Origin of the sequence: Chitinophaga sp., assembly GCF_039596155.1 — a bacterium.
Classification (GTDB): Bacteria; Bacteroidota; Bacteroidia; order Chitinophagales; family Chitinophagaceae; genus Chitinophaga.
On the sequence record NZ_JBCNKF010000005.1, the window covers coordinates 26,259 to 51,276 of the forward strand.

Below are 25,018 nucleotides of genomic sequence, written 5' to 3' on the forward strand. Positions count from 1 at the left end.
TTATGTTGACGACCTTACTTTGTATGCTGACCGGTTTCATGCCACTTACCCCGAAAGACTCTTCTTCTTCATTATTATGGAAGGTATCCGGCAATGGGTTAGCAAAGCCATCTTATCTTTTTGGTACAATTCACATGATCTGCAGTGAGGACCTCCCCTTTTCTGTTTCCATTATTGAAGCAATGAAGGAAACACAGGCCTTTTATATGGAGTTCAATATGGATGATACGCTGGCGATGACGAAGGTTGCCCGCGAAATGATGATGCCTGCCGGTTATTCATTTAAATCCCTGTTATCTGCCCCCGACTATACTTTGCTGAGCAAATACTTCAAAGACTCGATCGGTGTTCCCCTGCTGACACTGGACAGGATGAAACCCTTAGTCATGATGTCGATGCTTATGGAGAAGACAGTGACGTGTCCTCATCCGGTATCCTGCGAGAGTATGCTATTGCTGCTTGCCAGGGAAAATGGCATGAGCATTCATGGCCTGGAAACAGCAGAAGACCAGCTGGCGATCTTTGATAGCATACCTGATAAAGAAGAGGCAGAAAGTCTCGTAAAGACGGTGAAAGACCTTGCCACCTCCAGGAAGGAGTACCAGCAATTACTAGCTGCTTATTATGCAGCAGACATTAACCAACTTTATGAACTGATCATCCGGGAAGAAGACATTGCCCGTTACAAAACGCTCATGCTGGATAATCGTAACCGTAACTGGATACCTGTGATCTCGGGGCAGATACAGCATGTTCCTTCATTCATTGCCTGTGGGGCGGGGCATCTGGGAGGACAGAACGGTGTGATTGCGCTGCTCAGAAAAGCAGGTTATACAGTAGCCCCTGTGATGTAAGTTTATCCAAAATGACCGTTTACATAATTCTTTGTCAGCTCCTGCGAGGGACGGCGGAATAGCTGGTCGGTATCTCCAAATTCAATTAATTCGCCTAAATACATAAAGGCGACCTTGTCAGATATACGCTGGGCCTGTTGCATATTGTGGGTAACGATCACAATGGTATAATCCCGTTTCAGGCGCAGGATCAGCTCTTCGATTTTATTAGTACTGATAGGATCCAATGCAGAACAGGGTTCATCCATCAGGATCACTTCCGGCCTCAGTACCACTGCACGGGCGATACATAATCTTTGCTGCTGTCCGCCGGACAATTTTACAGCCGGCTTTTTCAACTCATCTTTTACTTCATCCCAAAGGTAACTTTCTTCCAGCGCATGCTGCACCATACCGGGGATCTCATGTTTTGGAAATCTATGTATGCGAAGGGGATATGCAAGGTTATCAAAAATACTTTTGGGTAGCGGATTGGCTTTCTGAAACACCATACCGATCCGTCTTCTTACATCATTGACCGAAATCCGGCGGTCATAAATATCCTGCCCATCGAGTTGGATCTCTCCTTTAATCTTTGCCTCGGGCGACAGGTCATGCATACGATTAAGCGAGCGCAGCAAGGTGGATTTCCCACATCCTGAAGGTCCGATCAGCGCTGTGACCTTGTGTTCAGGAAAGTCGATATTAATCTGCTTCAGTATCTGCTTACTACCGAAATACATATCCATATGGTGTACTGACAATTTGATCTTATCCATAATCAATCCTGCGTTCTTTGTTTAAACCTGAAATAAAAAGCAATGATGTTGAGGAGAAACACAAGAATAATCAGCACAACTGCTGTCCCATATGCTAATGGCCGGACCTCTTCGATAGATTGGTGCTGTGTGCACAGCATATACAGGTGGTAGGGTAATGCCATGAACTCCTGATCCAATGCGGTGGTCATACCATTGATATAAAAAGCGACTCCAGTGAATAATATAGGGGCTGTTTCGCCGGCAGCCCTTGACAAGGTGAGAATGATACCGGTCAGGATGCCCGGTAATGCCTTGGGCAGCACCACGTCCCTGATAGTTTCAAATTGTGTGATTCCCATCGCGAGTGTAGCTTCGCGCATACTGGCAGGAACCCGTTTCAGCGCTTCTTCAGTAGTAGTAATAATATAAGGTAAGGACAATAACCCCAGCGTTAATCCTGCTGCAAGTACGGAGGTACCCAGCCTGAATGTCTGGACGAAAAGTGCCAGTCCGAACAATCCGTAGATAATAGAAGGAATACCTGAAAGGTTGCGGATAGAGCCCCTGATCACATTTGTAAGGATGGAGTTTCCTGCGTACTCGTTTAGGTATACAGCACATGCTACGCCAAATGGTACGGAAAATAATGTTGTAATAAAGGTCAGCAGCAAAGTACCAGTAATCGCCGGGAGGATTCCTCCTTTTGTCATAGCAGCTTCCGGTGGCTTGCTGATGAATTGCCAGGATAACACTGAAAGGCCTTTTGAAAAGATGTCAAATATAATGATGCCCAGGAAAAGGCAGACCAGCAAGGTACTACCTGTTAATATAATCCAGTTAAACCATTTTCTCATGCCTGAAATTTTCTTAACCTGTTGGCCGCATATTCCCCAACAAGGTTAATCAGTAAAGTAATGAGGAACAATACAGCTGCGATGGCAAACAGGGCAAAATAATGGGTAGTGCGGTAAGGGACCTCACCCATTTCTATGGCAATGGTGGCGGTGATAGTCCTGATAGAATCCAGGAAACCGCTGGGCATTTCGGCCGTATTGCCAGTGGCCATCAATACTGTCATCGTTTCGCCGAGTGCTCTGCCCAAACCTAACAATACAGCAGCAATCAGACCCGGATAAGCGGCAGGTATCACCACTCTATAAAGGGTTTGCCATTGGTTGGCCCCCAATGCCAGTGAGGCTTCGCGGTAACTTTTCGGAATCGCATGAATGGCATCTTCACTGATTGTGATGATAGTGGGTAAAGACATGACCGCCAATAAGATAGAGCCATTCAGCGCATTTAGTCCATTCTCAATGCCAAATATCCGGGCAATGCCCGGTCCTACCAATGTGATGCCGAGAAAGCCAATTGCAACAGAAGGAATCGCAGCCAGCATTTCAATAACAGGTTTTAATACTGCCTGTAATTTCCCCGGGGCCAGTTCTGAGAGGAATGCGGCAGATAGTATACCCAGTGGCACAGCGATCATCATTGACCCCAGTGCGACCAAACCAGTGCTTACCAGTAATGGCAGGATGCTGTAGGCATTTTTTGAGTTGTCAGGATCCCACTGTGAACCTGTAAAGAAATCGATGGGAGGCACATCAAAAAAGAAACTCATACTGTTGTACAACAACATAAAGAAAATCCCTGCCAGCAGGGCAATGGTAAGTAAGCCAGTTGATTTAAAGACCAGCTTCATCAGCCAGTCAATCCGTTCCCGCTTTCTGATACCCATAGAAGTTATTTTTTAGCCGGATAATACCCTCCTACATTGATTATTTTTTGCCCTTCAGGGCTTTTCTCAAAGGCGATAAAAGGTCTTACCTGCAGGGAATCTTTTGCCCTGAAGTATTGAAATAAGGGGCGCTGAAAAAAGTAGGCTCCTTCAGCGATTTTTGCAGCATCAAGGGGGGATACTGCCGCGTTCCTGTCTGTAGTATAAACAGGCAGGACTTTGATCCCTTTGGTGACACCGTGTATCACATAGCCGGCGCCAACATAGCCGATACCGGAGTGATCTGCACGAATTGCTTCCAGGATTTGCGCATTGCCGTTCATTTGTTTGGCAGCAGGTGAAAAAGAAATATGTAAACGATTTTTTACAAAGTCGTGGGTTCCGGAATTGCTTTGACGTCCGTAGATATTTACCGGCAGGCGCTTTCCGGCTATTGGCTCCCAATTGCGGACCTTTCCACTAAGCAGGTCAGCCAGCTGCCGGGTACTGATGGATGCCAGCGGAAGATCATCTGCTACAATAAAAGCAATCGCATCCTGTGCAAAGATGAAGGAATCAAGCACGATCCCCTTTTCCCTGAAAAGAGCCATCTCTTTTTCATTAATCCTTCTGCTGGCATTCGCAATATCTGCGTTTCCATTAAGCAGGGAAGCAATTCCAAGCCCTGAACCGCCACCGGATACAGATATGAACAGGGATGGTTTGTAGCGATGGAATGACTCTGCTAACTGTACTGCAAGATTGACTTCAGTATCTGATCCCTTCACTTTCACAGTTTTATTGTCTGAACAGGCAAACAATAAAATAGTCAGTGGAATGAAAAAATACTTCATACTGATAAGATATCAATTTCTCATCCAAAAACTTTAACAACTGTATTAACTTACTATTAATTAAACTTGTAAACCGGGGCTGTCGCTTGAGAAAAATTGCTAACCTGATAGTCCCGGGAGCCCGGTATTTTCAACTTATTCGATTAAATTTGCCGCTTAAACATTGCTGCGCTGAAAAAGGTACGTAAAATAATCTCGATCGTTCTCCTGAGTATATTGGGTTTGGCTATCCTCCTGGGTATCCTTGTCAACATCCCTGCAGTGCAGAATTTCCTGGTTCAGCAGGCCATTACCCGCCTTTCACACCGGCTGAAAACAAGGGTGGACCTCAATCATATAGACATTCGCCTCTTCAACAGCCTTCGCCTGGAAGGACTCTACATCGAAGACAGGCATAAAGATACCCTGTTGTATGCAGGTACCGCGCAGGTGAAGATCACTGACTGGTTTTTCTTTCAGGATAAACCTGTACTCAAATACATTGGACTCGATCATGCTACCATCAATCTAATCCGTAGCCCCAAAGATTCTCTCTGGAACTACTCTTTCATCGTCGATGCCTTTAGCAGTGCACCGGATACATCCAGGGCAAAGCAACCTTCAGGCGGCGTATCGCTGGACCTTCGCAAGATCGACCTGACGAATGTAAAGATCAACCAGATAGACCAGTGGGTTGGTGAAGATTACTATGTATCTGCCAAACAGATCTACCTGGATGCAAAAAACCTGGACCTGCAACAACACAATATTGATATACAGGAGCTGAAAATGGATAAGCCATCGTTTATCATTTCCAGTTATAAGTCCTCCCCCCTCCGCCATAAACATCCGAAGGCAGAAAAGGAGGTACTGGCAGATACCTCCGCTATACCTGAACTTCGCTGGAATAGTGCTAACTGGAGACTGCTGGTAAAAGAAGTGTCGATCAGGGATGGTCTCTTTGGAGTAGATAACCCGGACGACACTACTGCTGTAACAGCTGGTTCTTTTGCACCTAATCACATCCGCTTTCAACAAATAAACCTGCAGTTAACCAATACAACACTAGTAAAAGATAGTATTCTCGGCGACCTGACATTCAGTACCAGGGAGCGAAGTGGATTTGAAGTAAAGAAACTCTCTGCCCGCTTCAAAATGTCGCCGGTGGAAATGGAGTTCTCTCATATGGACCTGCTGACTCCCAACAGCCACCTTCGCGACTATTACACCATGCAATATGCTGATATCGGTGATATGAACGATTATATCAACCTGGTATTTATGCGTGCACATATTGTAAACAGTAAACTCTCTTCTGACGATATTGCTTTTTTTGCACCAGAACTAAAGGACTGGAAAAAGGTAGTCACCATCTCCGGTGATGCACGTGGACCTGTCTCCAACCTGAAAGCCAATAATATCGAACTGTCGGACAATGGAGGTACCCACCTGAAAGGAGGTGTTGAAATGCGTGGGCTGCCAGATATTGCGGAAACGTTCATTGACTTCCGTGCAGATGAGCTGACGACAAATGGACAGGAAATCCTGAGCATCACCCCTTCCCTGCGTGGTGTAGCGCCTTTACGCCTCGACAGGCTGAGCAACATCCTGTTCCAGGGTAGCTTTACCGGGTTTATCAATGACTTTGTGGCCTATGGTAAATTCCAGACGAACCTGGGCAACCTGAATTCTGACCTGAACTTCAAGACCAGCAAGGATGTACCGGTATATTCCGGTAGTCTGACCACCAACGATTTCAATGTAGGATCCCTGCTCGATGTACCGCAGCTTTCCACTGTATCCCTCAGCGCTAAGGTGAATGGTGCCGGCTTCAACTTTAAAACACTGAATGCCACCGTAGATGCGGATGTACAGAAAATAACACTTTACGACTACAGTTACACCAATATCCAGACGAAAGGGGAAATGAACAGGAAGTTCTTCAACGGATCACTCAATGTGAATGATCCTAACCTGGATATGGACTTTGCCGGTACAATAGACTTCAATACGCCGGTACCGGTATTCCGTTTTGACGCTGATATCCGGCATAGTAACCTGAAGGCGATGCGGCTTACAGATGACTCGCTCACTTTCCAGGCAAAGCTGGACCTGAATTTTGCAGGTAGCAATATTGATAACTTTGACGGTTCGGCCCGTGTGTACGATGTATCGCTGTACCGCAAACTCCACAGACTTGAATTTGACTCACTGAATGTATCCACCCATCTTGAAAACAATACCAAGGTGCTGGCAATTCAGGGCAGCGAGATCAGCGGATATGTGAAAGGGAACTACAGTTTTATGGACCTTCCGGATGCATTTAAACTGTTGCTCAACAAATACTACCCTAGTTATTTCCCGACAGCCCCGACCAAGGAGATCAGGCAGGATTTCTCCTTCGCTTTCCAGATGGGGGAAGTCGATAAGTTGATCAGGGGCTTTACAGATAAGATAACAGGCTTCGACCAGTCGAAAATAGATGGGTCATTAAATACCCTGAATGGTAACCTCTCGCTAAATGTATTTGTGCCACAGGCAGGCTATGGCGGGTATAAAGTGAATGACCTGCAATTAAAGAGCTCCGGCAACTTCAACAAGATAGACATAAGCACCAGCATAGGCAGCGTAACAAGCGGAGATAAAGTGATCTTACAGCATCCGCTCATCCTGGCCAACTCTGGCAGGGATACTTCTTACCTCAAAGTGGATCTGCAGGCACAGGATACTTCGTCACTAGATGGCTTCTATGCAAGAGTGGTAACAGTACAGGACGGGGTGAAGATCAATTTCCTGAACAGTGCATTTACTGTGAATGAGCGGCAATGGAATGTGACACCTGGCAATGAGATTTACTGGAGTAAGGATTTCCTCACGGTGCACAACCTGAAGGTCACGCGAAATGAGCAGAGTGTATCAGTAGAAACGAATGAATACAATCCGGATGAATCTACCTTCATGATCACGCTCAAAAACCTGAATCTTGCAGATGTAATTCCGGCGCAACTAACACCGATGCGTATTGAGGGGATGGCAGATGGTAAGATCGTCATCACAGACCCTACGCGAAACCTGGATATAGATGCTGATATTATTACAAAGGAACTCCGACTGGATAATGACTCAATCGGGCTGGTATCTTTTGCCGGAGGATATAACCAGGGTAGCGGCGAAGCTACGTTTGAAGTACATAGTGATAATGACGGTAAGAACCTGGATGCAAAAGGAAGTGTAGGCCTGACACAGGATAATAAAAACCTGGATGGTACAATTAACCTGAAAGGTGTAGACCTGTTACTGATAGACCGGTTTGTGAAGGACTATGTAACGGACCTGAAAGGCCAGGTGAGTGGTGTGATCAATGTAAGTGGCACGACGGACCTGCCTTCGGTAAAAGGGAATCTGAAAGTAGACAGTGCGAAAGTGAAGGTGCTCTACCTGGGAACCAATTATACAATTCCGAAGCTGAACATAAATATAGATGATAACCTGATAGAGTTTGGCAACTTCACCATCATTGACAAGAATAACAGTAAGGCGACCGGCAGCGGGTATATCTCCCACGACCATTTCAATAAACTGAATTTCGACTTCGACGTCACTGCCAGAAACTTTGTTTTCCTGGGTACGGGACCTGCAGATAGTGACCTCTTTTACGGTGACGTGATAGCGGATGGTAAGGTCTATTTCCAGGGGCCGCTGGAGGATATGCTGTTGCGTGTGCAGGCAAGGCCGGACAGGGGCACCCACTTCTACCTGCCATTGTCGGATAGTAAGGACATCGGGAAATCGGACTACATCACCTTTAAGACATATGGTACAGAGATGAAGGAAGAGAAGCGGAAGAAGAAGGACAACGTAAAGCTGAATGTAAAACTGGATATTTCTGCTACACCCGATGCACAGATCGACGTGATCATGGATGCAGCTTCAGGAGATATGATCTCGGCCAATGGTACCGGTAACCTGCAGATCAATGTGAACCTGGATGGCGACTTTACCATGTTTGGCAACTATGAGATCAACCTGGGTAGCTATAATTTTACCTTACAGCGACTGACCAGCTGGAAGTTTGATATTGACAAGAGCAGCTCAATCACCTGGAATGGTGATCCGCAGGCAGCCAAAGTAGATATACATGCAAAATACTCCCTGCCGAAGGTAAGCCTGTACAACCTGGTAGGAACTGCGTCAACCGCGACGGACAAACTGGCTACCCGTACAGAAAGAGTAGACATCCTCATCAACCTGCGTGGCGAATTGATGAAACCTGATATATCTTATGAGATCAATCTTCCGGAGGTAGGTTCGCTGGCATACGAAAGTGGTGTAGCGGCAAAGCTGAAGGAGATTAACCAGGACCAGAACAAGGCATTGCAACAGATGGCGGGTTTGCTGCTGTTTAACCAGTTCTTACCCGAAGATCCGAATGCTGCGGGTGCGAATGTGGCCATCACCGGTAAGAATAGTGTGGGACAGGCATTGAGTGCACAGGCACAGGCAATCCTGAACAACATTACAGGTGCGCTGCTCAAGAACAGCGGTATTGGTGTGAATGTGAACTATAGAGCTTATAATATTGGTAACCAGGACAATACAGCGATGGACAGGAACCAGGTGAGTGCGGGTATTACAAGTACCTTGTATAATAACAGGGTACGGCTGTATGTGGGAGGTGACTATGACTGGGGGAAGGCATCTACTTCGGCCAATACGAACCGGTTTGCGGGCGACTTCAGGGCAGAGTACCTGTTGACCCCTGAGGGCAGGCTGCGTATCAATGCATTTAGTAAAACGGATTATGACGTATATAATTTAGTGAACAGGAATAAGGCGGGTTTGGGTATTTCTTATGTACGTGAGTATAATAAATTTACGGAGCTATTTAATGAGCGGGCGCGGCGGCGGATGATCGATAGTATCCGGCGGATGGAGCTGATCAGGCAGGAGGAACGAGAAAAAGATACAATGGTGAAACCGCTTCCCAAAGATACAACGCATTAAAAAAGGGCTGTTGCGAATTGCAACAGCCCTTTTTTGTTATCCTTTCAGGATCTCATGACCCATTTTATCTCTTTTAGTTTTCAGGTATACTTCATTATGTGGGTTGGGATGGATCTCAATCGGCACATTTTCAACCACTTCCAATCCGTATCCTTTCATACCTGCCCTCTTTTTAGGATTATTGGAGATGAGTCTCATTTTAGTAATATCCAGGTGTCTGAGGATCTGTGCACCTACACCATAATCGCGTTCGTCCATCTGAAAACCCAGTTCGAGGTTGGCTTCGACAGTATCTCTTCCTTCTTCCTGCAGTTTGTAAGCTTTGAGCTTATTGAGCAACCCGATACCCCGGCCTTCCTGGTTCATATATAATATAAGACCTTTTCCTTCCTTCTCTACCATTTCCATGGCTTTGTGTAATTGCGGACCGCAATCGCACCTGAGGCTATGGAGGATATCGCCGGTTACGCAGGAGGAGTGAATTCTTACCAGTACGGGTTCACCTTTCTCCCAGTTACCTTTTTTCAAAGCCATATGGGTTTCTCCTGAATTCAGCTGTTTGAAGGCAATCAATTCAAAGTCACCATATTCTGTAGGCATCTGTACCCTGACCTGCTCTTCGATAAGGGATTCCTTTGCCAGCCTGTATTCGATCAGATCTTTGATGGAGATGAGTTTCAGGTCGAACTTGATGGCAATTTCCTTCAATTCGGGGAGTCGGGCCATGGAGCCATCTTCATTCATGATTTCCACAAGAACACCAGCGGGTTCAAATCCTGCTAAGCGGGCCAGATCTATCGTTGCTTCGGTATGACCGGTACGACGCAGAACACCACCTTTCTTTGCTTTGAGGGGGAATATGTGTCCGGGTTTACCTAATTCTTCAGGATGGATATTTGGATCGATTAAGGCCTGAACAGTTTTCGCCCTGTCATGTGCAGAGATACCGGTGGTACAACCGTGCCCCAGTAAATCGACAGAGACGGTAAATGGAGTTTGGTGTAAAGCTGTATTATCGCGTACCATCATTTCGAGTCCGAGCTCATCGCATCGCTCTTCAATTAATGGTGCACATATTAATCCACGGCCATGACGGCTCATAAAGTTGATGATCTCCGGGGTGACATTTCTCGCAGCTGTGATGAAATCGCCCTCATTCTCCCTGTCCTCGTCGTCTACTACTATGACCAGTTTACCCTTCTTTATATCTTCTATGGCTGATTCTATTGTATCTAGCATATATCACTGTTGTTATATTGATTAGCAAAGTTAGGGTAAAAAGAAGCACTAAACATTGGACTAATCCCGGATTTTACGCCCTTTTGACAGCATGAAAAAGTCACCTTTGCAGGTCATTACATGGCATATATTTTCTAATTGCTGCCAAACGCGCTGCCATCCTTTCGTTCACTCCGTCCCGGCAACACATATATATAATATACATACAAACATTTATTCTAAAACTAATATAAAAATAGGCCTTGCCTGGCAAAGAATTAAGTATTCCAACAATTTATTATTCGAAATATTAGAATTTCTTGCCCGTTTAGTTGAACAAACTTGATTTAAAGGCTGTTTTCCCATATAGTTTCAAATTAACGTAGCATAATACTCATCTTTTTAACACGCCTTAACAATTTGTTAATTTGAAGTTAAATTTTCTAACCATTTTTTTTTAACCTTTGCGGTCTTAAAATCAAACTGCTGATATATGGGATGTAAAAAACTACTGTTAACATTCATTGTTTTGCTTAGCGTTTGCTATTCTTTCGCGCAGGTAACCACAAGTGCTGTTACCGGTCTGGTGAAAGATGCAAAGGGAGAGGGTCTGATCGGGGCCACAGTTAAAGCCGTTCACGTTCCGACCGGAACTGTTTACGGTACCACAACACAGGAAGGAGGACGTTACACTATCCCGAACATGAAAGTAGGGGGTCCTTACACTATCACTATTACTTATGTAGGTTACCAGGAACAGAATTTCAAAGATCTTTATCTGACCCTGGGTACTGCATTGACTCAAAACGTAAAACTCGAAGATGGTAGCAAATCGCTGAACGAAGTAACTATTACCGGTCAGAAGAACAGCATCATCAGTTCAAACCGTACAGGTACACAGACCAACATCAGCCAGCGTCAGCTGACTGAGTTGCCAACTGTAGGCCGTAGCATACAGGACTTTGCCCGCCTGACTCCGCAGGCAGTTGCAAGTTACAGCAGCTCGAATGGTAGCCCGATGGGTATCTCATTTGCAGGTCAGAGCAATAAATTCAACCAGTTCACTGTAGATGGTGCGAACGCAAACGATGCGTTCGGTCTGACTGCAACCGGTACCAATGGTGGCCAGGCGAACGTAAACGCAGTGCCGCTGGAATCGGTACAGGAAGTACAGGTTGTATTGTCTCCATACGACGTTACCCAGAGTAACTTTACCGGTGGTGGTATCAATGCTGTAACAAAATCAGGTACTAACCAGTTCCATGGTTCTGCTTACTTTCTGACCCAGAACCAGAGCTTTGTAGGTCATAACGTACAGAGCGATGTTAAATATCCTACTTATAATAATACTACATGGGGTGCCAGCTTAGGTGGCCCGCTGGTAAAAAATAAAGCATTCTTCTTTGTAAATGCTGAAAGAAACGATTATAAGACCCCGCTGCCTTACAACCCGGCAGATGGCGGTTCCGGTTCTAAATTCAGCACTGCAAGACTGGATTCTATCCGTAACTATGTTAACAGCACTTACGGTTTTGATCCGGGTAGCTACACTGATATCAGTTCCAAGGGTTTTGCCACTTCTGTATTTGCACGTATCGACTGGAACATCAGCGACAAGCATAAGCTGACCCTGCGTCATAGCTATGTAGATGGTAGTAACTATGTAATTTCCCGTAGCACCACTACAATGACTTTTGGTAACAGCGGTTACTACATGCTCAGCACAACTAACTCTTCTGTAGCTGAGCTGAACAGTAACTTCAATGCAACTACTTCTAACGTACTGCGTGTTACTTACAACCGCATCCGCGACAGACGTAATACTGCTGCATTCCCTTCTATCTATATCCAGGAGGGCGGTCTGAACTACAACGTTGGTTCTGATTATTCTTCCGCACGTAACTCTCTGGGTCAGGATAACTTCACTATCGTAGACAACCTGACTATCCAGAAGAAGAAACATACCCTGACCTTTGGTACTGACAACCAGTTCTTCAATACGAACAACGTGTTCCTGCAGTACTACTATGGTTACTATACTTACAAGAGCCTGAACTCTTTCCTGGCTAACACTACTGCTCCATCTTCTTATGGTATCAGCTACTCTGCCAAAGGTGGTGATGACGTAGCTCCTGGTAAGATCCATGCAGGTCAGTTCAGCTTATATGGACAGGATGTATGGGATATTACTGACAGGTTCAGACTGACCTATGGTGTTCGTGTCGACCTGCCCGTGTTCTTCAACAAACCTGATGCAAACACCGGATTCAATGCTTCTGATCTGGCTGCTAAATACAACGTTCAGAACAACGTAGTTCCTAAGTCTAAACTGCTGTTCGCTCCAAGAGTTGCCTTCAACTATGACGTAAATGGCGATGGTACTACCCAGCTGAGAGGTGGTGTGGGTCTGTTCACTGGTCGTGTACCACTGGTATGGATCTCTAACGCTTACTCCAATACCGGTGTGGCATTTACTAAATTCTCCGGTACTCCGAATGCTGCTGTTCGTTTCAATTACAATCCTTCAGATGTACACCTGGGTGCTTATATCCCAACGACTGCAGCTGCGCCAACAGAAGTTGACGTAACTGACAAGAACTTCAAATATCCTCAGGTACTGCGTGGTAACCTGGCACTCGACCAGAAACTGCCATGGTGGGGTCTGATTGGTACTGTTGAAGCGCTGTACACCAAGACGATCAACAATATCCTGTACAAAAACCTGAACGTAGGTGATCAGCAGGGTAATGTGACTGTAGGTAACTCTACCCGTCCCTGGTATAACTTTGCACGTGCAAACAGCAACTATACCGACGTTATCTACCTGACTAACACCAGCAAGGGTTATGCGTATAACTTCACTTTCCAGATTCAGAAGCCACTGGATCATGGATGGGCTGGTAGCATCGCGTATACTTATGGTAAATCTACCTCTGTAAACGACGGTACATCTTCTACTGCATATTCAAACTGGCGTTTTGCTTACAACGATATGGGTCTGAACAATGTAGATGTAGCCCGTGCTAACTACGATCCAGGTCACCGTGTAGTTGCTTATGGCAGCAAAACCTTCCGTTACGCCAAGAACCATATGTCTACTACCATCGGTCTGGTTTACCAGGGTTACACCGGTCAGCGCTATTCATTCCTGTATAACTACAACCTGACAGGTGATGATGCTTCCGGTAAAACCGGTTCTGCGAGTCTGGCGTATCTGCCTACAGATGCCAGCCAGTTCACTAACCTGACTGTAAACGGTACTGTAGTAACGCCTGACCAGCAGCTGGCTGACTTCAAGGAATTTGCTTCTCATAACAAATACCTGCAGGATAACCTGGGCAAATCTACCGTTCGTAACGGTGCCAGAATGCCATGGGAAAGTCACTTCGACCTGAAAATCGCACAGGACTTTATCCTGAAAAATACACACAGACTGGAAGTTGGTTTCGACGTACTGAACGTTGCGAACCTCCTGAACCGTAACTGGGGTTGGTCTTACTACCTGAGCAACCAGTCTCTGTCCCTGTTCAACATCGTATCTCAGACTCAGAATCCAACTTTCAACTTTGATAAGACAAAGATGAACAACATCAATGGTATTCTGAGACCATACACAGTGAGTGACTACCTGTCCCGCTGGAGAGGTCAGTTGAGCGTTCGCTACAACTTCTAATCTGAATATACACAGCTACAAAAAACGCTTCGGCCTAACAGCCGAAGCGTTTTTTTATTATATTTATATGAATGCATGAACAATATTATAAATGGCAGTCCCCTCATCTCGGGCGAGCATTCGAGATGCTGGTGTTCGGAGAGGAAGGCTATCCCCTCATCCTCTTCCCTACTTCTATGGGCCGTCATTATGAACACAAGGAAAGAGGCCTTATTCATGCATTGCAATGGTTCATTGACCAACAGCTGATACGGGTTTATTGTCCCGATAGTATAGATGCCCGCAGCTGGTACAATACCCAGGTCTCCCCTGCCCAACGCACGCTTAATCACATTGCTTACGATAACATGTTGCGCCATGAGGTACTGGAAAGAGTAATGCACGAGACAGGCGTTCGCCGCATAGCTGTGGCCGGCTGTAGTTTCGGAGGGTATCATGCTGCCAACTTTGCCTTTCGCTATCCGGAGCAGGTTTCTTACCTCTTTAGCCTCAGCGGCATTTTTGATATTACTTCCCGCCTGGATGGCCATTACGACGACAATGTCTATTTCCATAATCCCATGGATTACATGCGCGACAACCCGCACGAAGCGCTCTGGCGTATGGGGATTATACTAGGCGTAGCTGATGAAGACATAGCCCGTAACCAGAATGAACGGATGTCAGGGATCCTCGCTCATAAAGGAATCAGCCACTGGCTGGATATCAGACCGAATCAGAAACATGACTGGCCTGTATGGAACGAAATGTTACCATATTACATTTCTCTTATTAAATAACCTGGCGAATCCATTGGCGCGAATATTGATCCTCAACCGCTTCTACTGCAAACGGAATCATTGATACACTCAACGTAAAACCTTTTTAGGATGAAAAAAATAGGCCTTTTGTATGGTCAGGAAAACAGTTTCCCCCAGGCATTTATTGAGCGCGTGAACGCTAAAAACGTCAACAACATCACTGCTGAATTTGTATCTATTGACAAAGCGATACAGGGTATTCCAAATGAATATGCTGTGATCCTGGACCGTATTTCGCAGGATGTACCTTTCTATCGTACATGGCTCAAACAGGCGGCCCTGGAAGGAACTGCGGTGATCAACAACCCATTCTGGTGGAGTGCGGATGATAAATTTGTGAACAATGAACTGGCTGCACGTACGGGTGTCAATGTTCCTAAAACAGCTTTACTTCCCTCCCGCAATCTGCCAGTTAATACTACTGATCAATCGTTCCGTAACCTCGTATACCCATTTGACTGGGAAAGCATTTTTGCGCACATTGGCTTCCCTGCTTATATGAAACCTTACAATGGCGGAGGTTGGAAACATGTCTACAAAGTCAATAGTCCTGAGGAATTCTTTGCACAACATGCACACACCGGCCAGCTGGTGATGATGCTGCAGGAAGCCATTGAATATGATTCCTATTATCGTTGTTATTGCATCGGCGGTAAGTATGTACGTGTTATTCCTTATGATCCGTACCAGGCCCCTTATCAGCGTTACCTGGATAAGACACAGGGCGACGATGACCTGGAAGGGGTTATTATTGAACAGGTGGCTCACCTGAACCGTTACCTGGGCTATGACTTCAATACCGTGGAAATAGCGGTGCGGGGTGGGATCCCTTATGTGATTGACTTCTGGAACCCGGCCCCGGAAGCGGATGAAGCCACTATTGGTGCAGAGAACTTTGAGTGGGTGGTGGAAACAGCGGCGAATTATGCCATTGAAAGAGCCCTGCGTCAGTTGCCCGGAACAGATAACCTGACCTGGGGTGAGTTTATGACACATGCAGTACCTGGCAACCAAACGGCGATAGTACCTGGTGCAAAGAAGACAGCGGCCAAAAAATCAGCGACACCCGTGGAGAAAAAGGCGGCGAAGCCGGTTGAAAAGAAAGCTGCTGAGAAAAAAGAAACAACAACTAAAAAAACAACAACTAAAAAAGCAAAGGCAAAAGAATAGGTTTTTGTTTATGCAAGCGCCTGCATTTCCGGCTTACTCCCCTCAGCCGGTATGCAGGCTTTTTAATATTTTCTTTATTGATATCCGTCTCTTCGCTGCTATAGCAGGTCAGTTCATTTTATTTATTCTTCTTATCTTGCCTTTCTAATTACCAGCTATGCTCCGGAATTTCACACTCGGCATTGAAGAAGAATATATGGTCATGGACCCCAGCACACTCGAATTATGCTCCCATGAACAAAAAATTGTAGAACAGGCCCACAAAGTCATCCCGGAAAAAGTAAAAGCAGAATTTCACCAGGCAGTCGTTGAAGTCGGTACCCATATCTGCGGGAATATCGATGAAGCCCGTGCAGACGTGGCCCACCTGCGCAAGACGGTGGCACAGATAGCCGGCGACCTGGGTTATAGTATCGGCGCAGCGGGCACACATCCCTTTTCGAAATGGGAAGCCCAGCTCATCACGGACCATCCCCGGTATTTCGAAATTGTGAATGAAATGCAGGATGCTGCCCGTTCCAACCTGATATTTGGACTGCATGTACACGTTGGCATGGAGAACAGGGAAATGGCCCTTCACATTGCCAATTCTGTACGTTATTTCCTGCCACATGTATTTGCCCTCAGTACCAATTCTCCTTTCTGGGAAGGCCGGAATACCGGTTTTAAATCTTACAGAACGAAGGTATTTGATAAATTTCCCCGCACCGGTATTCCTGATTACTTTGCCAGTATTGAAGAATACGACCGCTACATCCAGTTACTGGTCAAAACCAAGTGCATCGACAATGCACGCAAGGTATGGTGGGATCTGCGTGTACATCCCTTCTACGATACTGTAGAATTCAGGATCTGTGATGTACCTCTCACACTACAGGAAACCTGTACCATTGCCGCCATCTTTCAGGCACTCTGCGTCAAGATCTATAAACTGCGCATGCAGAACCTGAACTTCATCATTTACAATCGTGCACTGGTGAATGAAAATAAATGGAGAGCCTCCCGGTATGGCATAGATGGCAACCTGATCGACTTTGGGAAAGAGGCGGAAGTGAATACCCGCGCGCTTATTTTTGAACTGCTGGAATTCGTAGATGATGTGGTCGATGAACTGGGTAGCCGTGCTTACATTGATTATACAAAAGAGATATTGCAAAACGGTACCGGTGCCGATAAGCAGCTACTTGTATTCAAAGAGAACAAGAACCTGCACAGTGTAGCTGACTTCATCATTAAAGAATTCCTCAAAGACTGCTAGCACATGAAAGTCGCTATACTGGACATGTATGAAGGGGTCCCCAATGAAGGGATGCGTTGTATCAGGGAAATACTTGCAGCCTATGCTGAGCGTAACGCACTGACATTACAATGTGATGAGTATGAAGTACGCATATCCGGACAGGTACCTGATCTTTCTTACGATATTTATATTTCAAGTGGTGGTCCCGGCTCCCCGCTGGAGAGTGAGGGGAGTGAATGGGAACAACGTTATTTCGGGGTGATGGAAGCGCTGATGGCGGCAGCCAGGCCTGTGTTGCTGATTTGTCATTCCTTTCAGCTGATGTGCCGGTATCTTCAGCTGGGCAACGTGTGCAGGCGCCGCTCACCTGCCTTCGGCGTATTCCCCGTACATAAAACAACCGTTGCTGAAAGCATCTTTAAAGATCTTCCCGATCCTTTCTACATCGTAGATAGCCGCAACTGGCAGGTAATTGGTTTAGACCATGACCGCATGGCGGCCATCGGTGCCTCTGTGCTCGCTATTGAGAAAGAACGACCACATGTGCCACTGGAGAGAGCTACGATGGCGATTCGCTTCAGCCCTCATATGATCGGTACACAATTCCACCCGGAAGCGGATGCCACAGGCATGCGTATGTATCTGCTGCAAAAGGAAAAGAAAGACCAGGTGCTCACCAACTATGGTGCTGAAAAATATTACAGCATGCTGGAGCAGCTTTCTGATCCTGACAAGATTATGCTTACATACGATACCTTTATTCCTGCATTTCTGGACAACGCCTTATCTTTCAAACCATGATTCCTTCTTTACGCAAAGCCTACAATGAACAATTTACTGCAGAAAAATACGCGGCCTTTATTCAATCAATGGCAACTGCTGCCGGTGAAGCACCTGCATTCAAAGTAGCAGAAACACCGGTATTTGTACCTGCAGCACTGACAAAGCAACTGGTGGAAACCAGTGAAGCCATTATAGACGTCATCACACAACCTGACTTCAAAGCGATGAGTGAAGCCTCTTTCCCTCCATGTATGAAAGTACCGGGAGAAAATGAGCACGCACATTTTGTGATCATTGATTTTGCGGTTTGTAAAAATGCAGCAGGTGAGCTACAACCACAACTCATAGAGCTACAGGGATTCCCTTCTCTTTATGCATTCCAGGAGCTGATGGCACGTGAGTTCAGGCATCATTTCGACATCCCCGGCACGGTCAATAATTACTTCAATGGGCATGATGATAACAGCTATTTACAGTTGCTGAAAGAGATCATTGTAGGTCCCTGGCAACCGGAAGAAGTGGTGTTGCTGGAGGTGAAGCCACATGAACAGAAGACCCGGATTGACTTTTACTATACACAAAAAGTATTAGGTATACCTGTCGTTTGCATTACAGACCTGGAACAGAGAGGTAACCAGTTATACTATAAGAATACTTTGATCAAACGTATATACAATCGTGTGATCTTTGATGATCTGCAGAAACAATCGGCTTACTTACCGGCACATGTATCGTTGTTCCAGGACTTTGATGTAGAGTGGATCACGCATCCGAACTGGTTTTACCGGATCAGTAAGTTTACATTACCATTTATTCAAAGTGAGTTTGTACCGGAGAGCTGGTTCCTGCATACAAAGGAATTACCTGCTGACCTTGAGAACTATGTACTCAAGCCGCTCTTTTCATTTGCAGGACAGGGGGTGGTGATTGATGTGAAACCTGAGGATATTGCCGGTATCACTGATCCAGAGAACTGGATACTACAACGCAAGGTAGCATATGCGCCGGCCATTATTACACTTGACGGACCCGCGTATTGTGAGATCAGGATGATGTACCTGTGGAAAGATGGAGCCCTCCGCCCGCAGTTAGTACATAACCTGGCCAGACTGAGTAAGAGTAATATGATTGGTGTGACAAAAGATAAGTCACATACCTGGGTAGGCGGCACCTGCGCCTTCTTTGAGCAATAAAAAAGGCTGACCTTACGGTCAGCCTTTAATCTTTTTATTTCACGAACTTTTCCTGCCAGTTCAGCATTCCGCCAGTCAGGTTTTTTACATTCTGAAAGCCCATTGTCTCCAGGATCATTGCTGCCTGGCTACTTCTGCCACCGCTTCTGCAATATACGATCACCTCTTCATTCTTCAGATCTTCCAGTTCATCCACCTGCATGGCTCTTATTTCGCCCAGTGGAACCAGGATACCACCTATATTGAACTCTGCGTGCTCATGTGGCTCTCTCACATCGACAATATGCAAGGTTTCACCTGCATCGATACGTTGTTTCAGTTCTTCAGCAGTAATATTTTCCATTGCTGTAAATTTTATATGTTAAACGATTATGGGGTATAATTATCAGTGTTCTGTTGTTGTATCGCTCCCGCTTTTTACCGGCGGATTTGCGGACAACCAAACGTCTACCACTTCACCGGCCCTTACCAGGCTCAGTTCTTTCAGCTCGTTCCTGGGCATTGGATCCTGTTTGATCACATAGGCATTCGCTGTATCGGTGATAGAAGGATCTACCATGACGGTACCCAGGCTCAGGTTTCTGCCGCTTAAGGTCACCTTTGCTTCCTGGAAAGTCATGCCGATCAGGTCAGGAACAGGATTCTCCACACTCCCCGTACCGCTACTGAGTACCAGGGTGATGCTACTACCTTCGGGCACCTGGCGACCGGCTTTTACCAGTTTGCCACCCAGCATCTGTTGTAATACAGTGTTAGTAGCAAAATCGGGTTTATAAATTGTATCGCCTACATTCAGTCTGCGGCTATGCAGGGTCATTTCGGCACTACGGAAAGTGAGGCCTACCAGGTCTGGCATCTCTACCATTGGTGGCACTACTTTGTTGATAGTCAGATAAATAGTTCTTCCTACTTTTACGACCGCACCTTTTGCCGGCGTCTGTTCCCACACTGCCAGGGCAGGCAGGCTATCAATGAAAATAGAGTCTCTTACATCTACGTTAAATCCTGCATCTTCCAGCAGTTTGGTAGCGTCTTTCACACTCTTACGGTATACGTCAGGCACGGTTAAGGTGTCCCCATGCTTTGTGATTACCCCCAGTAGCATGAAGAAAATCAGCCCCAATACCAGGAACAATCCTACCACTACGGCCAGGTTGAACCCAAAGGAGCGTTTTGTAATTTGATTGAACACAGATTATATTTTAACTTAAAGATAGCGTAATCTTATACTGCTTTGTTATTTCCTCAGGCACTCTTCAATTAATGTGCCGTAAAACTCCTGCAGGGTCTTACCGGCAGCTCTTACCTGCTGAGGTACAAGGCTGTTGTCGCTCTGACCTGGCATGGTGTTCACTTCCAGGAAGAACAGGCGGTTGTTTGCCTCATCATAGATGAAATCTGCCCGAACGATACCTCTGCAATTCAGCTTATTATATAGTTCAGTGGCGGTCTTCCTGATCAGCTCACATACATCTTCAGGCGCTGGAGCAGGTGTAATTTCTTTGGTAATGCCCGGCGTATATTTCGCTTCGTAGTCAAAGAATTCTTTGCTGCTTACGATCTCAGTCAGTGGCAGTACGGTGATCTCGCCATTCACTTTATATAAACCACAGGTGATCTCCCGTCCTTTGATAAACTCTTCGATCAGGATCTGCACATCTTCTTTAAACGCTTTGTCGATGGCGGGTTGTAGTTCTTCAGCAGTATTCACTTTAGACATACCGATGCTGCTACCACCTTCAGCAGGCTTTACAAATACGGGCAATTTCAGTGTTGCAAGAATTTGTTGGGTATCGTAGGGCTGGTTACTGAAGATATGCACAGATTTGGATACATTCACCACATTCAGTGCAGCCACAACTTTATTACAATAGCTTTTATTAAAGGTCAGGGCGGAGGTAACCATACCACAACTGGTAAATGGAATACCCAGCATTTCAAAGTATCCCTGCAGGCGGCCATCTTCGCCCGGTGTACCATGGATGCCGATGAAAACAGCATCGAATGTTACCTTTTCCCCTTTGATAGTCAATGAAAAATCATTCTTGTCGACCGCAATCACCTGTCCGTCAGCCCCGGTATAATTCCAGCCATCTTTTGTAATAACTATTTTATACACATTGTATTTGCTGCTGTCCAGGTTTTTCTCAATTGTTACGGCACTTTGTACGGAGATAACGTATTCTCCTGAGTATCCGCCGGCAACAAGGGCGATATTCTTTTTCATATGATAATTAATAATAAGCGGATAAAGTTAATAGAAAAAAGGGGGATGTAAACTTTTTTACCCCAAAAAGAAGGGGAGAAAAGGCAATTTCTACCTTTTCTCCCCATTTAGGTTCGGCATGCGTGCCAGCAATTTGCGTCTGGCGACCAGTTACCGTAATTCCTTATGCTTCCTGATTAAATATGCAATTTTTCCTTCTTAGCCAGCAGCTCTTCTTCAGACTCCTGGTACATTTCGTCTGGTACACAACAGTCTACCGGACAAACTGCAGCACATTGTGGCTCCTCATGAAATCCCTGACATTCAGTACATTTATTTGGAACAATATAGTAACTGTCAACAGCCAAAGGAGCGTTACGCTGGTCGGCATCGATAGAAGATCCATCCATCAGCACATAAGAACCTTTAATTGTAGTGCCATCGGCCATTGCCCACTCAACGCCACCTTCATAGATTGCGTTATTTGGACACTCAGGTTCACAAGCTCCACAATTAATACATTCATCAGTTATTTTGATTGCCATGTTATAAACTTTTTGTTTAAGAAGTAAGCCATTAATTTTGCAGACAAAAATAGAATATCTCGCTTTAAAAAGTTAATTATTTATACAGATTCATGAGCAGTACAGAAAAAGTAGCGGCCCTGGTGCGTTTAGGTCAATACCTGACAAGCGATGATCCGGCGCTGGAAACAGTTAAGGAAAGAGCTTTTCAGGCAAATGGCTGGTTTACCCCGGAATTTATTAATCTGGCTTTGCGCCAGATCTCTGAAAACTTCCTGGATGCCGCCCACCTCAACAGCTGGATCAATGCCTACCCGGAATTGAGCAATGGCAAACCTGCCCGCACAGTGGGCATTGTTACCGCAGGTAACATCCCCCTCGTTGGCTTCCACGACTGGCTCTGCGGTTTCGTGAGCGGCCATCATGTGCGCCTCAAGCTGTCATCGAAAGATGTGATACTGATGCAACACGTGCTGGATAAGATGAAGGAATGGCATCCTGAATGGGCAGAACAGACAACGGTGCAGGATATGCTGAAAAACTGCGACGCCTATATTGCCACCGGCAGTAACAACTCTTCCAGGTATTTCCAGTATTACTTTGCGCAATATCCGCATATTATTCGCCGGAACCGGACTTCTGTCGCCATCCTGACAGGCGAAGAGACCCCGGCGGAACTGGAAGGTCTGGCGGATGATATCAGTATCTATTTTGGGCTGGGCTGCCGCAACGTGACCAAGGTATATGTACCTGAAGGATACGATTTCACCCGGTTGCTCGACGCCCTGCGCAAGTATAGCTACCTGGCGGATCACCATAAGTATAAAAATAACTATGACTACAACCTGGCATTGATCCTGTTGAATAATAGTCCGTTTATGACCAATGAGAGCATACTACTACAGGAAGCGGCACCGCTGTTTTCTCCGCTGAGTGTGCTGAATTACGGATTTTACACGGACAAGACCGTGCTGGCGGATGAGTTGCAGGCAAATGAAGACCTGCAATGCCTGGTAGGAAGAGGCTTTACGCCGTTTGGAACAGCACAGCAACCCACGCTGACTGATTATGCAGATGGGGTAGACACCCTTGATTTCCTGAGTAAATTATAAGTATAAAGGGGCAACTTGATCAGTTGCCCCTTTTTTACGTTTTAGCCGGGTATAAGCTTTCATTGTCTTTAATGCCCCGATTTTTCCAACAATGCCCCTTTAAATAACATTTTGTCTGATTCCATCGTTATTCTGTCAGTACCGCTGTTACCTTGTCACCCTTTCTTTAAGATGGCATTAACCTTTCATATAATAATCTGTTAAAGTAACAACCGCACTGGCTGAATGAATCACCCGCCCCCTTAAATTTGTATCAGAGGCACTAAAATTGTTATATTCCTTATATCAATATTTTTACTTCAAAAAACTTAAACACAAGAAATATGAAATTCCGGCAAATTGCGGCAACTGTTCTAATCAGCGCGGCCACTGCCTTTGCCAGCGTATTTGTTTACAGCAAATTTCAGCCCCGGCAGGCAGGTCCCTATCAAAATGGATCAGACAACATCCCAGTCAACTATACCAGCTACATGCCTGGTACAGAAAACAGAAACATCACTCCGCCCACTGACTTTTCTCACGCTGCGAAACTTGCAGTTCCGGGTGTAGTTCACATTAAGACAAAAATTAATCCCCGTCAGGTAACGAACAACCTGCAAAGAAGAAGAAGCGTACTTGAAGACCTCTTTGGTGACGACTTCTTTGGCGACGAATTCCAGGGTGGTGGCGGCGGACGTAAATATTACGTGCCTGGCCAGATGGCATCCGGCTCCGGCGTACTCATTTCTGACGATGGGTATATCGTGACCAACAATCACGTGGTGGATGACGCAGACGAAATCACCGTGACGCTGAACGACTATAAGACTTACAAAGCGAGAGTGATCGGTACGGATCCAAACACAGACCTCGCCGTGATCAAAGTAGACGCGAAGAACCTGCCTTACCTTCTGTATGGCAACTCCGACGACGTTGAAATTGGTCAGTGGGTACTTGCCATCGGCTATCCATTAAACCTGGAAACAACCGTGACTGCAGGTATTGTGAGTGCGAAAGCCCGTTCTATCGGTATCAACAAACAGGCAAAAAGAAATGCCATCGAGTCTTTTATTCAGACCGATGCGGCTGTGAACCAGGGTAACAGCGGTGGTGCACTGATTAATACCGCAGGTGAACTGATTGGTATCAACTCTGCCATTGCCTCCCCTACCGGTGCGTATGCAGGTTACTCTTATGCGATTCCTGTAAACCTGGTAAAGAAAGTGGTCAATGATATCATGAAGTATGGTAATGTACAACGTGCTTACCTGGGTATCAGGTACCAGGATCCCAACAGTATCCCTGAAGAGAAATGGAAAGACTACGGCATCAGAAGAGATATAAATGGTGTGGTTGTAACAGATGTAGTAGCAAGTGGTGCAGCTGCCGATGCAGGTATTCAGAAAGGAGATGTGATCACTGGTATCAATGGGATCAACACGCCTTCTATTCCCCAGATGACAGAACAGATTGCAAGGTATAAGCCAGGTGATAAGATCAGCATCAGTTATATCCGAGACGATAAATCACGTACCGCCAATGCAGTGCTGAAGAATATAGATGGCAATACCAACATTGTGAAAGCGACTGTTATCGATGCGCTGGGGGCGGATCTCGTGACATTGGAGAAGAGTGATGCGGCGAAGATTGGTATCCGTGGAGGCGTGTATGTAGATAATATCAGTAGTGGTGCGCTGAAGAAACAAACGAATATGAAGCCTTCCTTTATTATTTTAAAAGCAGGTGATCAGGCTGTGACTTCGGTAGAACAGCTGAGAGGAATACTGGAAAAACAGAAGAAGGTGCAGTTGGAAGGTGTATATCCTGAGCTGAACGGCGTGTACTATTACAATATTGATTTGACGAATAGTACGGATTTCTAATCATCGTTTTTCATATAGGTTTATAAGTTAAGGAGAGAAGCTCTGGTTGAAAGACCGGAGCTTTTTTATACAAATAAGAAAGCCCGGCG

General features: G+C 45.7%; 19 protein-coding genes. 10 read left to right on the plus strand and 9 right to left on the minus strand.

Annotated features, from left to right (window positions below; genetic code table 11):
* Positions 1–2 precede the first annotated feature (2 nt).
* On the plus strand, positions 3–854 hold the full coding sequence (locus ABDW33_RS06280) for a TraB/GumN family protein (RefSeq protein ID WP_343689212.1): 852 nt from the start codon (positions 3–5) through the stop codon (positions 852–854).
* A gap of 2 nt (positions 855–856) precedes the next feature.
* Here the strand turns inward: ABDW33_RS06280 and pstB are convergent, their stop codons facing one another.
* From pstB to ABDW33_RS06300, 4 genes are read right to left on the minus strand one after another with little or no spacing between them, the layout of a single operon-like run.
* A complete protein-coding gene (gene pstB / locus ABDW33_RS06285) occupies positions 857–1,612 on the minus strand; it encodes a phosphate ABC transporter ATP-binding protein PstB (RefSeq protein WP_343689213.1) in 756 nt (251 codons plus the stop codon).
* A 2-nt stretch (positions 1,613–1,614) separates the two neighbouring features.
* A complete protein-coding gene (gene pstA / locus ABDW33_RS06290) occupies positions 1,615–2,448 on the minus strand; it encodes a phosphate ABC transporter permease PstA (protein WP_343689214.1) in 834 nt (277 codons plus the stop codon).
* Positions 2,445–3,332: a phosphate ABC transporter permease subunit PstC gene (pstC, locus tag ABDW33_RS06295; protein WP_343689215.1), complete on the minus strand. Its 888-nt coding sequence runs from the start codon at positions 3,330–3,332 to the stop codon at positions 2,445–2,447. The genes pstA and pstC overlap by 4 nt, the downstream gene beginning before the upstream one ends.
* 5 nt (positions 3,333–3,337) lie before the next feature.
* Positions 3,338–4,165 (minus strand): substrate-binding domain-containing protein, encoded by an 828-nt coding sequence (locus tag ABDW33_RS06300; protein ID WP_343689216.1) that lies wholly within the window; start codon positions 4,163–4,165, stop codon positions 3,338–3,340.
* A 222-nt stretch (positions 4,166–4,387) separates the two neighbouring features.
* Here ABDW33_RS06300 and ABDW33_RS06305 point away from each other — a divergent pair, with 222 nt between their 5' ends.
* Positions 4,388–9,148: a translocation/assembly module TamB domain-containing protein gene (locus tag ABDW33_RS06305; RefSeq protein WP_343689217.1), complete on the plus strand. Its 4,761-nt coding sequence runs from the start codon at positions 4,388–4,390 to the stop codon at positions 9,146–9,148.
* A 36-nt stretch (positions 9,149–9,184) separates the two neighbouring features.
* Here the strand turns inward: ABDW33_RS06305 and ABDW33_RS06310 are convergent, their stop codons facing one another.
* On the minus strand, positions 9,185–10,387 hold the full coding sequence (locus ABDW33_RS06310) for a bifunctional 3,4-dihydroxy-2-butanone-4-phosphate synthase/GTP cyclohydrolase II (protein ID WP_343689218.1): 1,203 nt from the start codon (positions 10,385–10,387) through the stop codon (positions 9,185–9,187).
* Positions 10,388–10,859: 472 nt separating this feature from the next.
* On the opposite strand from ABDW33_RS06310, the gene ABDW33_RS06315 reads away from it, so the two are divergent.
* The 6 genes from ABDW33_RS06315 to ABDW33_RS06340 all read left to right on the plus strand — a co-directional run bounded on the left by ABDW33_RS06315 (position 10,860) and on the right by ABDW33_RS06340 (position 19,225).
* Complete coding sequence (locus ABDW33_RS06315) at positions 10,860–14,039, plus strand: carboxypeptidase regulatory-like domain-containing protein (protein ID WP_343689219.1); 3,180 nt, start codon at positions 10,860–10,862, stop codon at positions 14,037–14,039.
* A gap of 71 nt (positions 14,040–14,110) precedes the next feature.
* Positions 14,111–14,818 carry an alpha/beta hydrolase-fold protein gene (locus tag ABDW33_RS06320; protein ID WP_343689220.1) on the plus strand — a complete coding sequence of 236 codons (708 nt, stop codon included), beginning with the start codon at positions 14,111–14,113 and terminating at the stop codon, positions 14,816–14,818.
* A 90-nt stretch (positions 14,819–14,908) separates the two neighbouring features.
* Positions 14,909–16,009: a hypothetical protein gene (locus tag ABDW33_RS06325; RefSeq protein ID WP_343689221.1), complete on the plus strand. Its 1,101-nt coding sequence runs from the start codon at positions 14,909–14,911 to the stop codon at positions 16,007–16,009.
* Positions 16,010–16,166: 157 nt separating this feature from the next.
* Complete coding sequence (locus ABDW33_RS06330) at positions 16,167–17,267, plus strand: carboxylate-amine ligase (RefSeq protein ID WP_343689222.1); 1,101 nt, start codon at positions 16,167–16,169, stop codon at positions 17,265–17,267.
* Positions 17,268–17,270: 3 nt separating this feature from the next.
* Positions 17,271–18,050: a GMP synthase gene (locus tag ABDW33_RS06335; RefSeq protein ID WP_343689223.1), complete on the plus strand. Its 780-nt coding sequence runs from the start codon at positions 17,271–17,273 to the stop codon at positions 18,048–18,050.
* Positions 18,047–19,225 (plus strand): hypothetical protein, encoded by a 1,179-nt coding sequence (locus tag ABDW33_RS06340; RefSeq protein ID WP_343689224.1) that lies wholly within the window; start codon positions 18,047–18,049, stop codon positions 19,223–19,225. The genes ABDW33_RS06335 and ABDW33_RS06340 overlap by 4 nt, the downstream gene beginning before the upstream one ends.
* Positions 19,226–19,259: 34 nt before the next feature.
* On the opposite strand, the gene ABDW33_RS06345 is transcribed toward ABDW33_RS06340, so the two are convergent.
* From ABDW33_RS06345 to ABDW33_RS06360, 4 genes are all read right to left on the minus strand, one after another.
* Complete coding sequence (locus tag ABDW33_RS06345; protein WP_343689225.1) at positions 19,260–19,568, minus strand: rhodanese-like domain-containing protein; 309 nt, start codon at positions 19,566–19,568, stop codon at positions 19,260–19,262.
* A gap of 42 nt (positions 19,569–19,610) precedes the next feature.
* Entirely contained in the window at positions 19,611–20,417 is an 807-nt protein-coding gene (locus tag ABDW33_RS06350; protein ID WP_343689226.1) for a PASTA domain-containing protein, read from the minus strand.
* Positions 20,418–20,462: 45 nt separating this feature from the next.
* Entirely contained in the window at positions 20,463–21,452 is a 990-nt protein-coding gene (locus ABDW33_RS06355) for a D-alanine--D-alanine ligase (RefSeq protein WP_343689227.1), read from the minus strand.
* A gap of 176 nt (positions 21,453–21,628) precedes the next feature.
* Entirely contained in the window at positions 21,629–21,976 is a 348-nt protein-coding gene (locus ABDW33_RS06360) for a 4Fe-4S dicluster domain-containing protein (protein WP_116857434.1), read from the minus strand.
* 92 nt (positions 21,977–22,068) lie between these two features.
* Here ABDW33_RS06360 and ABDW33_RS06365 point away from each other — a divergent pair, with 92 nt between their 5' ends.
* Together ABDW33_RS06365 and ABDW33_RS06370 are read left to right on the plus strand one after the other, a co-directional pair.
* Positions 22,069–23,067: an acyl-CoA reductase gene (locus ABDW33_RS06365; protein WP_343689228.1), complete on the plus strand. Its 999-nt coding sequence runs from the start codon at positions 22,069–22,071 to the stop codon at positions 23,065–23,067.
* A gap of 323 nt (positions 23,068–23,390) precedes the next feature.
* Entirely contained in the window at positions 23,391–24,929 is a 1,539-nt protein-coding gene (locus tag ABDW33_RS06370) for a trypsin-like peptidase domain-containing protein (RefSeq protein WP_343689229.1), read from the plus strand.
* The last annotated feature ends 89 nt before the right edge of the window (positions 24,930–25,018 follow it).